Genomic DNA, 13032 nt, shown 5'->3' on the forward strand with positions numbered 1-13032 from the left:
CCATTAGCCAAGCGCAAGTGGTTTAATTTCAGTTCTTAGTAACTTGTTTTCTTTGAATTATAATAGTCCAAATTTGGGCAAGATTGCTTTCTCCTCCATCATCTGTTTTCTTAGGAAAAATTCAAATTAAGGAAACTTCTTGCATTTTTTCCGCCTTGCTCTTAAATGAGGATTTCGGCATCCATCATTCTGATTTTCACAAAAGGAATAAATTTGGTCGAAGGTGGACTATAGAAAGAAAGTTTTTTTAAATGTCCAAATACTGACATTTCAGTGCCCTGAAAAGAAAAGAAAATGGTTCTAACTATAATTGTTTTACCAAATTGTTTGAACCATGGAAAGCCTGATTAAGAATGAGGAATTTATCCAATCCATCAGAGGAACCTGTTTATTTTCCGGTGATTTGGAATATGAACAGGAACGTGCACTTTACAATGCGATGATTGATAAGCATCCGGCCATGATAGTGAAATGCGAGGATGTGGCCGATGTGATCACAACAGTGAATTATGCGCGCGAGGAGGGACTGCTGCTTGCCGTGAGATGCGGTGGGCATAATGGGGCTGGTTTTGGATCCTGTGATGGTGGGGTGCTCTTGGATTTGAAACATTTGGATGGCCGATGGATTGACCCGGAAACTGGCATAGTGAAAGTGGAGGGAGGTTGTACATGGGGAGATGTAGATCATCTCTGTCATGCTTTTGGTCGGGCAGTACCCTCCGGTATTATCTCCACCACCGGTGTAGGTGGCCTTACTTTAGGAGGAGGGCATGGGTATCTGACCCGAAAATTCGGATTGACGATAGATAATCTGGTAGAGGCAGAAGTGGTACTGGCCAACGGGGAGTTGGTTGTTGCTAATGAAAATAAAAATGCGGACTTGTTCTGGGCCATTCGCGGTGGGGGTGGAAATTTTGGGGTGGTGACTTCTTTTACTTTTCAGTCCCGGGAGGTGAAGGAAATTTACGGAGGCGTAAGTTTCTTTGAGTTGGAACGTTCGGCGGAAATTTTGGACTGGTATTTACCCATGATTGAAAATGCGGAGGAAGATTTGTATGGTTTTTATGCTTTCCTGAGAGTACCTCCGGCACCTCCTTTTCCTGAACATTTACATACTAAAAATTTGTGCGGAATTGTCTGGTGTTATACCGGCAACCTTCAAAGAGGGGAGCAGCGGTTACATGAATTGATGCATGAATCCAATCCGGTTTTTACCCATTTGGGTGCAATGCCTTTCCCTGCGATTCAAACCATGTTTGATGCCCTTTACCCCAAAGGACATCAATGGTATTGGCGCGGAGATTTTTTCACCGAAATTACCCCTCAGGCCAGAGAAGAATTTGTGAAATGGGGATCTCAGGTGCCCACCATTCACTCCACCATGCATATTTATCCTATTAACGGAGCGGTGCAGCATAAGAAACCTCAGGATACGGCTTTTAGCCATCGGGAAGCGAAATATTCAGTGGTTTATGTGGGTGTGGATCCTGATCCAGCTAATAAAGATTTGATTACGGATTGGTGTAAAAACTACCATGAAGCCTGTCACCCCTATTCGTCGGGCGGGGCTTATCTGAATTTTATGATGGAGGAAGGCGAGGACCGAATCAGGTCAACCTATCGGGCCAATTATGATAAGTTGGTGGAGGTGAAACGGAAATATGATCCGCAAAACTTATTCCGGGTGAATCAGAATATTAAGCCCTAGATACTTGTTTTGTCTCAGCAGATTTCGAAGCAGATCTGCTGAATGTGAATTTCAATAATTCGGATTTGCTTTGGATGGTGGGGCGTTAAATACATTATAAATTAAAAAGGGACCCTTGGTACAGGCGCCCCTTTTTTCTGCTTTATGTTCTTTTTTTGAGGGAAAGCGTCAGGATAAATGCTGCTACGGCTTATTCTCCGAATTTGTCCGGGTGGCAGGTTGTATTGGCAATGAGTTCCGCGACCCGCTCTCCCTCAGTTGGATTTAGTTGATCTGGATTAGGTATTTTTTTGTTTAAATATTTATACATTTGGCGCAATTATAAATTGTGTTACTTTGAAGAAGTTTTTAGAATTTGTCTATGGGCTATTTTTGCCCCCTATATATTGGGTTCATCTTTGGTTTAGAAATCTATCCATAGGGAAAAAAATATTTCGTACTATTCTCCTTTTGGTCAATCCAATAAGCTATTTGTTTTTGATATGGATGTATTGGGGTTATTGGGAGCTTTACTATAGCCTAAAAAACAATGAAAAGGGGTTGGTGACTGAGCAACCCATGGAGCCCAGTCGGAAAGTGGCTAAATCAGCAAGACCAATAAAAGCATACTCGCGACCAACAAAGGCAGAGGAATTCCAAAAATGGGAACATCTGCCATTAGATTTGTCATGGAGGGGAGGGACTAGTGCTGTTGCTTCCGGCGATCTTCAGAAATTCTATGCTTTCTTAGGGGAATCGGTCCTATGGCCTTTCCAGGAAAGCTGTGAATTTCCTGATCAACCATTTTTAATGAATGATATACAGTTGGATTTATCCGGAAGAAGTTTAGATCTCGGTTTGGATGCGATCAATCACCGATTTGGTTTGTATGAGGCCGGGGATAGTCTGATTAGTTATGACTTGGTGAAGAATTTCGAGACATTGATAGGTTTACCTGTTTTTTTAAAAGATCAACATCTGAAATTTCGCGTTTACAATCCGGAAATGATTCGTTGGGTACAGCAAAATCTGATTCCAGAGCCACATCAGCGACTTCAGTCTTGCACCATGCAATCCTTGTATGAGCTTCATTTTCAGCGATATTTCAGGCTGACGATGGATAGCTATCTATGGTTAAAAAAGCGAGGTATTAACGAGGATGTCGCTTTTTATAATGATGCATTTGTCATCGATGATGCTCAATATTTTGCCGTACCCATGTGGGAGGATGCGGACCGTCAGGATTTAGAAAATTATCTCGGAGATTACTTCATTAAAGAGGAGTATTCAGAAGGGTATTACTATGGCCCAATTATGGCGCTGGGTGGTTGGCTGAGGCGTTTCATTGATGGCTCAGCGCCGGATCTTTTTAATCTTTATTATGAGGTGATGAAAAGGTTTGATCAAGAGTGGTTCGATCAAAGATTGAGTGCATATGATTTAATAAATGACCAAATTTTCCTATCGCCCAGGGGGTATTATGGGGCGTTTTTAAACCTGGATTTTGAGCCCGCCAGATCAGTGGTAGAATGGAATGAAGCAGTTGTTGTCTCCTCAGACTTTTTTCCAAATGCTTCATTGGTCAAGGATACTGTTCAACAGCATATCCTGAAAAAAATAATAAACAGGGGATCGGTCTCCTTTAATATTTTAGATTTTGATGAAAATAATCACTCCCTTTTTCTGGGCGATATTTATGAATTAGGGGACGATTATCAAATTCGAACTTTTGGTTTTGAAGATAGGGCCTCCAAAGAAATTCATGGATTCGGACTTTTGAGTAAGGGAGGTGAATTTTCACATGAAATTATTCCCCTCTGGTGTAATAAGAATAAAAGAGGCAGAAAAGCTGCCGAAGCACATGAAAAATGGTTTTATGCTACTTTTGCCGAAAAAAGTCCTCAATTAGAGGTGGTGCGCTGGAGTTGGCGAGATGCAAAGGCCTTTAGTAAACGGAAGGAAAAAGACGCTTCAATGGAAAAATATTCGCTTAAGGAGGCTAATACGGTATTTCAATCCTACATTTAGCGCGAATAAGAGCGTATTTAAAAGCCAAAATTCGCATCTGGATGGTGCGCTTTTAAACCCGCTCTAAAACCATTGGAGTGAAATCTATTTAGTGAACGAGTAGCTTTCTTTTAGTCATGTCGGCCCGTAACTCGAATAAATTTAAGGTATAGATGGGGCTGGTATATTGTCGTAGGAAGGAATTATCTGTAACTCAGGTTGTTTTTACTATGGCGATGTTTGGCTTATACGGAGGAGATGAGTTGGTGAAATTTTCGAATAATAAAGGGACGCTTGGTACAGGCGCCCCTTTTTTTCTGCTTTATATTATGTTCTTTTTTTGAGGGAAAGTGTCAGGATAAATGTTGCCACTGCTTCCTCTCCGAATTTGTCCGGGCAGTAGGCGGTAATGGCGATGGGTTCCGTGACCCGCTCTCCATCAGACATAGTGGATTGTACCATCTTTTGGATTTTTGCCCCTTCTGTACATCGAAAGGTTACATCCGCTTCTGGGCGTTTTAGGAAATCAGCTTTGAAATCTTTAAACACTAAATCGATGGGCAAGTCCATTTGCTTGATCATGGAGAAGGCCAGTAAGCCTCCTGCAATATCAGCCCCAACGGTTAGGGTGCCGATATACATGGATTGAAGGTGGTTTTTGGTACGATCGTTCAGGGGAATTTTGACCGCTATTTCTTCTGCCGAAATTTTTAAAATCTCAGGCTCACAAAAGCCGATCATCGGTACTTCCGTTTTGCCAAATTCTTTCAGCATGGCATTGGCGAGGTTTTGCATCTGTTTTGGGTTTTGAAGTCGAATAAAAATTCAACTGTTGGAAAATTATTTTGGGTTATTAGAAGATAGTCATTTTTAATAGATTAGAAAAGGGACAGTAGGCTGGCTTTATAAAAAATCGGGATTAAAGGGGACTTATAATTTGAATGAATGCAACAATATTTCATAATTACTTTTGTGGGATTTGGGCAAGCTCATTGGGATGTAGTATATTCGCGCTATTGTTAAAAAAAATGACGGCTTGGGGGTCTGAGATTTGAGGTGTTCTGATTTTTTTCGGAATCCGGGGTTCATGGGGGTAGTTTTTCAACCTTGGTGACCGCCCGCCTGATTAATTTTCTTTTTATGAGTAGATTTTTGAAAAACGCATTGGCGACAGTGGCATTAGGTGCTTCTGTAAGTTTTGCTGCGCAGGCGCAGGAAGTTAAGACTAACAAAGAGAATGGTGGTTATGAATTCACTACCATCAAAGATTTGGAAGGTGGAGAAGTGAAGAACCAGTGGAGAACTGGTACGTGTTGGTCATTTTCGGCTTTGTCTTATTTTAACGCTGAAGTAAAACGCGTTTCAGGTCAGGAAGTAAATCTTTCTGAAATGTGGATCGTGCGTAATGCCTACTTCATGAAAGCGGAAAAATATATCCGCATGCATGGAAAAACCAACTTTGGTGAGGGTGGAGCTTTCCACGATATTCCTTATGTAATGTCAAGCTATGGTATCGTGCCGGAGTCGGTTTACGAAGGAAATATCGAAGGTCAGGGAGAGCGTCGTCATCATGCAGAATTAGAAAGCTTGTTGAAAAGCATGTGTGATACTTTCATTGAGAATAAATCGGGTAAATTGTCTCCAGCCTGGAGAGATGCCATCAATGGCGTATTGGATGCTTATTTCGGTGTTCGTCCTGAAACTTTTGAAGTGGATGGCAAAGAGTTTACGCCTGAATCTTATTTGGCATCTTTGAAATTGCCATTGAATGAGTATGTTTCGATCACTTCTTATACGCACCACCCATTCTATGAGCAATTCATCATTGCTATTCCTGATAACTGGGCTTGGAAATCCTCTTACAATGTAACGATGGATGAGATGTTGGCCATTGCAGAAGGTGCAATTGATAAGGGTTATTCTTTTGCTTGGGGAGCGGACGTTTCAGAGGCAGGTTTCAGCTACCGTGACGGATTGGCGATTGTACCGGGTGACGGAATCAAGGTAGAGAAGCGTGGTCGTGATAACCGTAACTTCTCTGATGCAGGAGCTGAAAAGTCTTCCAACGCATTTGACCGCCCAATGGAAGAGAAAGAAATTACACAAGAATTGCGTCAGGCAGCTTACGATAACTATGAAACTACTGATGACCACGGTATGCACATCACTGGTTTGGTAAAAGATCAGAACGGATCAAAATACTTCATCGTAAAGAACTCTTGGGGTAAAACCAACGACTGTGACGGTTACTTCTACTGTTCTGAAGCGTACTTCAAGTACAAGACAATGAACTACGTATTGCACAAAGATGCCTTGTCAAAAGACATGAAAAAGAAATTGGGAATTAAATAATCCCCAAGAACTTTAAATAAATCATCCCGCTGGTCTTCGGATCAGCGGGATTTTTTTTGTCAATTTTAACCCCGATTATTCATGCTTAAATCCTCGTTTAGCTGCCAGGCGGAAAAAATGAAGGGATAGTTTTCTATTTCGAGTTTTTTCCACGAAGCAGATAAATGAGGAGGAAGCAAGCCAAGCCCAATTTGGGCTATCAGAAATTTGCTAGGCTAAATGACAACAAATTGATGAGTAGTCTCTTACGGTGGATTCTGAAACTAGTGGTGAATAATCAGGGTTAAGCGGTCATATAGGTTAAGGGCTAATTCCTTTTCAGGAAATTTCATTAGCTTGAAATGGTAATATTGTAAGTTGTGATTGCAGGGGCTTCATGATAGGTGCCTCTTTCTAGGCGGAGGAATAACCAAAAGGAGTGTTGGATCTAGAGAGGTTGTTTGGTGAAATTCCCCAATGTTTTTTTTCTTTCCTTTTAAGTTCAAAAGGCTATTTATGCGTGCTGAAGCCGGATTACGTTTGATTTTTTTATGTTTTTTTAATACCTCATTTTCGCTTTTAATCCATCGGTATGGTGGGTAATTTTATCTAATTTTTTGCGGACAAGCTATTTTTTGTAGAATATCGCATATGCCTTGATGAAAAGAGGTTGATTTTTGCGAAAGTCGAATTTTTCAAACTCATATAGGCCTGTGTGAGTCTGGATCGGTAATTATTTTTTTATCACCTACTTATTAAATATGAAGAAGCGGTTTACCCCCCTATGGCGGCGATCTTTGTTTTGGGCGTTTGCTTTTTGTACTTTTTCTAGATGTGCTTCCGATGTCCAGATACACCCTTATGAAGGTGTCCCCGAAGATTTGCGCTACATTCCCTTATTGCCAGACTACGAAATTATTAGTGGTCATGAATTTTTTTCCGATCCCCCAAGTTGGAGAGGAGGCAGTCAAATGCAATTTGCACTTTTGGAAAATCAAGATGAAACCCTTTTTGAGAATATTTCCGTGGATTCCAATTCCGGAGTGATCAGCCTCAATGATTTTAATCGGTTGCTGCCGGGGAATATCAAATTGGTGTTCAGATGAAGCATCAGCAGCAAGGGGATTGGCAAGTTTTTCCTGAGGCCTATGCGGTTCGGATCGGGCAAGGCCCGGTAAGTGGCCTACAGTATTCTCCCTCTACTTATTCCATTTACGCCGATGATGTGACTGATGCCACGGCCATGCCCGGTGTGCGTGGTGGTGGGCCTTATCAGTTTCGTTTCCCGGATCACTATAATGGCGCCTACCAAATTAATGAAACAACAGGTGTAATTTCCCTAAAAGTTGCGGAAGAGGTATCACCGGATTTTGTGGAGGAAGAATTGCTTACTGTGATTGTTTCCAATGCCCTGGATACCATCACCATTAGCCCGGCCATCACCATGGAACGCATCGGGGCGGATATGGGCCGGATGATCTTTCAGGCCAACCATAAGATTGCCGATCGCGCTCAGAATGGTTTGATTAATACGCATTCTTACACCTATACTGGTGATTATGCTACGGTGTTGAAATGGGAGGAAGAAGGGCAGCTAAAGGAAATGGATTACAGTACGACCCTTATAGGGGCAGAAGAAGCGGGTAATCCATTATGGCATTACTGCTGGTTTGGCCGAATGAAGCGGGACTCGAATGGTGAGGAAATCCAACTGGCCATGTCCAAGGCCAAGTCCAAAAATGAAGGGTTAAATTATTTGTTTACCGATGCGATAGACCTTTCGGCCTATCCCGGCGCGTTGACCACCTTTATCAAGGGTACTATTTTTGCCAATGCGGCCTCCTGGACTACGGCAGAAAAGTACCATTCGCTCCGCCTGTTGGTGTGCAGGGCTTCGGAATTCAATGCAGAACAGCCGGATCTCTCTGCCTGGTCCATTGTGGAGGAAAATATCATTCCCGATTTGCTCTTGGTGAATGGTTATAATGATGTCGCATTTCCGATTGATGCAGAACTTTATGAAGAGTATGGGACAACTTATGCGCTACCCGAAGCTTTTCAGGGGCAGGAAATTGTGTTGGCCTTGCAGTCCGTTCTGATGAACCCCTATGATGAAGCCCATGACGCTCGTCCCGCGATTGAGAAATGGGAAATTCGCGCAAAGAAGTAAGCACTATAAAATAATTCAAGATGAAAAACTACTATATCTACCGAGTAATCTGTGGACTCCTTTTGTGGTGCCTTACTTTAGGATCGGCGGAGGCCCAGAAGAAGTTTTATATGTTAGCCGGAGCAGTTACGGATGAAAGTGCTACTCCTCTAATCGGCGTTTCCATTAGGGTAGAAGGAACTTCCAATGGAACCATTACAGATATTGATGGAAAATTTAAACTTAGAGTTAAAGGAGAAGAGAAGCTTATTTTCAGTTATGTGGGCTATGAGGAGAAGGTAATTCCTATTTTGAGACGCTCCATTATGGAAGTGCAGCTGAGCCCGGATGTAGAGGAGCTGGAGGAAATTGTGGTGATTGGTTATGGGGAAGTGCAGGCCCGGGATGTGACCGGTTCGGTGCAACGCGTTGGTATGAAAGACCTGAAGGATTTCTCAGCGGGTTCTTTTGAGCAGGCTTTACAGGGCCGAATGGCCGGGGTGCAGATCACCGCGGCAGATGGTACGCCGGGAAATGTTTTTTCCATTCAGGTAAGGGGTGCCGGAACCATTACCGGTGATGGTAATCCGCTATATGTCATTGACGGTTTTCCGATTGAGGATCCGGAATTTATGGAAGGGATTAACCCGGATGATATTGAAGATATTACCATTTTGAAAGATGCCTCGGCGGCAGCGATATATGGTGCGCAGGGTTCTAATGGGGTGGTATTGATTACCACCAAATCCGGTACTAAGGGTTCTCCGAAAGTGATTTTCTCAGCCCGTTTTGGGGTTTCTGAAATCCCTCAGGAAAGACGTTACGAGACGCTTTCAGCTTATGAATTCGTGAGGTTGCAGAATGAAATCAATGGAGGAACGTCCTCCTACGGATCAGAGGAATTATACCGTGACGTGCAGGCGGTGGATTGGCAGGATAAGATTTTCCGTCAAGGGCTATTGCAGGATTATAATATGTCCATTGCGGGTGGGTCAGATTTGACAAAATTCCGTTTTTCCGCTGGCTACCGCGAGCAGGAGGGCACCTTAATTGAATCCGATTATCAACGATTTACCACTGCTCTGAAATTGGATCAGCAGGTGAAGCCCTGGATGGATATGGGCTTGAATTTCCGTTATGCCCATAGCCTTCAGAAAGGAATGAATATTACCGGGAATTCTGTCAATGTGGTGACACAGGCTTTAACCTACCGTCCGGTTTGGCCTATTGGTCAAAACCCGGGCTCAGATGATGAATATGAGCTGGAGGATGTTTCCAATGCCTTTTTTCCACCTAATAAAACTTTGGAAAATACGGATCGTGAGCGCGCTAATGATCAGTTTCTGGCCTCTGCTTTTCTTCGCTTGAAGCTGATGAAGGGGCTGGAATTCCGAACTGATTTTAACTACACCTTTTCCCTTCAGGAAAATAAATTGTTCTATAACCGAGGAACGAATCAGGCCGACCGGGGAACTTCTGGAATCAGCGGTAGCATAGAAGATAGAAAAGGGCTGGATTGGCGTAATTCCAATCAGTTAACTTATAAATTTAAAAAGGGAGATCATAACTTGAATTTGACTGCCGTTCAGGAATTTAGATATAATTCCTCCTTTGTGAACCGCATGGCTTCTAACCATTTTGCCACGGATGATTTCGGCTGGAATAATATGAATTTGGGCGTGAGTCCACAGATGAATACCTCCAATTTTAATCGCAGTACCATGCTGGCCTCCTTGGGGCGTGTGATTTACGGATTTAAAGGCAAGTATAATCTGACGGCTTCCATTCGGGCGGACGGCTCTTCCAAATTTCGGGCAAAAAATCGCTTTGGTTATTTCCCTTCCGCCGCTTTTTCCTGGCAGGCAGGGGATGAGCCCTTTATTGCGAATTTGAATGTATTTGACGATTTGAAATTCCGTGTTTCCTATGGAGAAACCGGTAATTCAAGAATTGGTGCTTTTGATGCTTTGTCGACCGTGGTGGTGACGAATGGTGCGTATTTTAATGGGCGATACCAATTGGGAGCAGGCCAAAACAGTTTGGCGAATTCGGATTTGAAATGGGAAACTTCCAGAACCCTGAATGTAGGGACGGACTTTGGCTTTTTCGAAAATCGCATTTATGCCAATGTGGATGCTTATTACAGAACGACAGATGACCTTTTGCTCAGAGCTAAGGTGAGCCCTTCTACCGGTTATACCCAATTGACGCAAAATATTGGTTCTATTGCCAACAAAGGGATCGAGTTGAATATCAGAACGATCAATATTGAAAAAGACCAATTTCGTTGGGAGACTAATTTCAATATTACCTTCAACCAGAATGAGGTGTTGAGTCTCAGCGATGGCGAGCAATACCGCTATTATGCCCCAAGTTTTGGAGGTGCTTTTTTCGCAGAGGAAAACTACTATGCCATGATCGTAGGCCAGCCTGTGGGACAGATGTATGGTTATGTGTATGATGGTTTATACCAAATGGATGACTTTTATCGGGACCCGAATTCCGGGCAGTTGGTGCCTAAGCCAGGGGTGCCTTATATCAAGGATGGGGCAGCGTGGTTGGTCCGGGGATGCCGAAGTATCGCAATATACACAGCGAAGTAGACGCTGATGGCAATTTGATAGATGATGTAATCGATGAAAACGACCGGACGGTGATTGGAAATCCTCATCCGATTCATTATGGTGGGTTGACCAATACTTTTAGATACAAAAATTTCGACCTGAGTATTTTCATGAATTGGTCTTTTGGAAATGATGTTTTGAACGCTAACCGTTCCAAAGCAGGGATTGCCAATAAGCAACAGAACAGAAATTATATGGCGGAAGTAGGCAATAGATGGACACCGGATAATGCCATTGAGTCCGGGGTTTGGGGATCGGGAGCAACAGAATGGATGTCCACCTACAATGGTCGCCTGGCCAGCACCTATTTCGTGGAGGATGGTTCCTTCCTACGCATTCAGAATATTACGCTAGGTTATAATCTTCCTAAGGATACGCTGAGAAAGCTGAAGATGAGTAGCCTCCGTATTGCCTTCTCTGTGGAGAATGCTTATGTCTTTACCAACTATTCGGGTTATGATCCGGAAGTCTCGGTAAAGAATCACCCGATGTATTCGGGAATCGATTGGTCTGCCTATCCAAGGGCCAGATCATATAATTTGAGTTTGAATATGGGTTTTTAAATGTTGAGTAATGATGACTTTTAAAACTATAAATATTAAATCACTAGCTATCCTTTTTTTGATAGGATGCATGCCTTCCTGTAGCTTTTTGGATTTGGATCCGGTACGGGAATATGAGCGGAAAGATTTTTATGCCACTGCAGATCAGGCGATGATGGGCCTGGTCGGGGTTTATGGCAACCTTCGTCCGCTTTATCGTCGGAATTTATCCGTCAATCTTTCTTTGGGAACAGATGAAATTGTGCTGAACAAAGCCTCGGATAATACGCTGGGGGCACTGATTGCTCGCCATACCTTTAACCGCTACACGCCAGAGGTGAATGACATCTGGACGGATTCTTACCGCGGAATTTCCTTTGCCAATGACTTCATCTACAATATGGAAGGCCGGGGAGAGATTGACGGCCTGAGTGAATTGCAACGTAAAACATATTTGGGAGAAGGCCTGGCTTTGCGCGCATTGTTCTATTTTAATTTGGTGCGCCTTTATGAGCATGTACCCTTACGGCTGGAGCCCTTTACGGATTATGCCCTGACGCCCGAACAACTGCACATGCCCAATAGTCCGGCAGCAAAAGTTTATGATCAGATTATAGATGACCTGGACGCTGCCATCGCCTTATTGCCGGAAAGTCCACGGAACCATGGTGCGGTAGGGAAGTTGGCGGCACATGGGTTACTCGCCCGGGTTTATTTGACGCTTGCAGGAGCTAGATTACAAGGGGGTAATGTGGGGGAAATGAAGTGTTATGAAATGGCGGTTTTTCACTGTAACCAGGTGATATCTTCCGGCAAACACGAATTGTTGCCCAGTTATCGGACGGTATTCCTGAACCAGATTCAACAACGGAATATTGACAAGGAAATCCTCTGGGATGTGGTGTTCAAGGTAGAAGATATCCGGAATATGGGCGGTATGCTTGGACAGTGGCTGGGGCCGAAAATCCCCAATGTGAGTCCGTCATTACCGGCAGCAGATTCCCGGGGAAGTGTCACGCCTTGGTTGATAGATCTGTTTGATGCTGAGTTGGATAGTCGGTTCGATTGGAATATTGCGGCTTATAACATTAGCTATGATGATGAATTCAAAACGTATAAGTACAACAATATCGGGGATCAGAATAATTTCGCCATAGGTAAGTGGAGGAGAGCCGGGCTGGATTTGGAAATGCCAGATGAAGATCATGTGGTGTTTTATGAGGAAGGTTTTCTGGATCGAAATTCCACTTCTTTTGATTACCCCCTTGTTCGTTATTCGGATGTGCTTTTGATGAAAGCCGAAGCCCTGAACCAATGGAAAGGCATTAATCCCGAAGCCATTCAGGCTTTGGATGAGGTGAGGTTTCGGGCAGGATTGGTCAGCATCACTGAGGGCTTGGCCGAGAGGGGATTAGCGCTTTCTCCGGCTACTTTTTTGGAAGAAATCAAGGATGAGCGTGCCAGAGAGTTGTGCTTTGAGGGGCACCGTAGATTTGATCTGGTTCGTTGGGGAGAATTTACAAGGCGTATTCAGGAGACCTATCAATATTCTCAGGAAGTGCATGGAGAGAGTCGTCTGCACTTTATTGTTCCTGGCGAAAATGTGCTCCCTAAACATGAGGTTTTTCCGATTCCGGAAGATGAAATTAACCTTAACCGTAACATTGAACAACACCCTGATTGGCAGTAATT

The 13032-nt window shown here is 43.4% G+C and carries 8 protein-coding genes; 7 read left to right on the forward strand and 1 reads right to left on the reverse strand.

Annotated features, from left to right (window positions below; genetic code table 11):
- The first annotated feature begins 334 nt into the window (after positions 1–334).
- Both NG22_RS03950 and NG22_RS03955 read left to right on the forward strand, forming a co-directional pair.
- Positions 335–1708, forward strand: coding sequence for an FAD-binding oxidoreductase (locus NG22_RS03950; RefSeq protein WP_053404519.1), 1374 nt, complete (start codon positions 335–337; stop codon positions 1706–1708).
- Positions 1709–2497: 789 nt separating this feature from the next.
- Positions 2498–3715 (forward strand): hypothetical protein, encoded by a 1218-nt coding sequence (locus NG22_RS03955; RefSeq protein WP_216597590.1) that lies wholly within the window; start codon positions 2498–2500, stop codon positions 3713–3715.
- A gap of 306 nt (positions 3716–4021) precedes the next feature.
- Here NG22_RS03955 and NG22_RS03960 read toward each other — a convergent pair whose 3' ends face one another.
- Complete coding sequence (locus NG22_RS03960) at positions 4022–4489, reverse strand: PaaI family thioesterase (protein ID WP_053404521.1); 468 nt, start codon at positions 4487–4489, stop codon at positions 4022–4024.
- A 345-nt stretch (positions 4490–4834) separates the two neighbouring features.
- On the opposite strand from NG22_RS03960, the gene NG22_RS03965 reads away from it, so the two are divergent.
- From NG22_RS03965 to NG22_RS03990, 5 genes are all read left to right on the forward strand, one after another.
- Positions 4835–6046, forward strand: coding sequence for an aminopeptidase C (locus NG22_RS03965; protein ID WP_053406875.1), 1212 nt, complete (start codon positions 4835–4837; stop codon positions 6044–6046).
- A gap of 1081 nt (positions 6047–7127) precedes the next feature.
- Positions 7128–8195 (forward strand): hypothetical protein, encoded by a 1068-nt coding sequence (locus NG22_RS03975; protein ID WP_053404523.1) that lies wholly within the window; start codon positions 7128–7130, stop codon positions 8193–8195.
- 20 nt (positions 8196–8215) lie between these two features.
- Positions 8216–10777, forward strand: a complete 2562-nt coding sequence (locus tag NG22_RS03980; protein ID WP_053404524.1) for a SusC/RagA family TonB-linked outer membrane protein — start codon at positions 8216–8218, stop codon at positions 10775–10777.
- The gene (locus NG22_RS03985) at positions 10744–11361 is read left to right on the forward strand and encodes a hypothetical protein (protein WP_053404525.1); all 618 of its coding nucleotides are present in this window, start codon (positions 10744–10746) and stop codon (positions 11359–11361) included. The genes NG22_RS03980 and NG22_RS03985 overlap by 34 nt, the downstream gene beginning before the upstream one ends.
- Before the next feature lie 10 nt (positions 11362–11371).
- Positions 11372–13030, forward strand: coding sequence for a RagB/SusD family nutrient uptake outer membrane protein (locus tag NG22_RS03990; RefSeq protein ID WP_082304980.1), 1659 nt, complete (start codon positions 11372–11374; stop codon positions 13028–13030).
- The last annotated feature ends 2 nt before the right edge of the window (positions 13031–13032 follow it).

The sequence above is a fragment of the Persicobacter sp. CCB-QB2 genome, assembly GCF_001274635.1.
Classification (GTDB): Bacteria; Bacteroidota; Bacteroidia; order Cytophagales; family Cyclobacteriaceae; genus Persicobacter; species Persicobacter diffluens.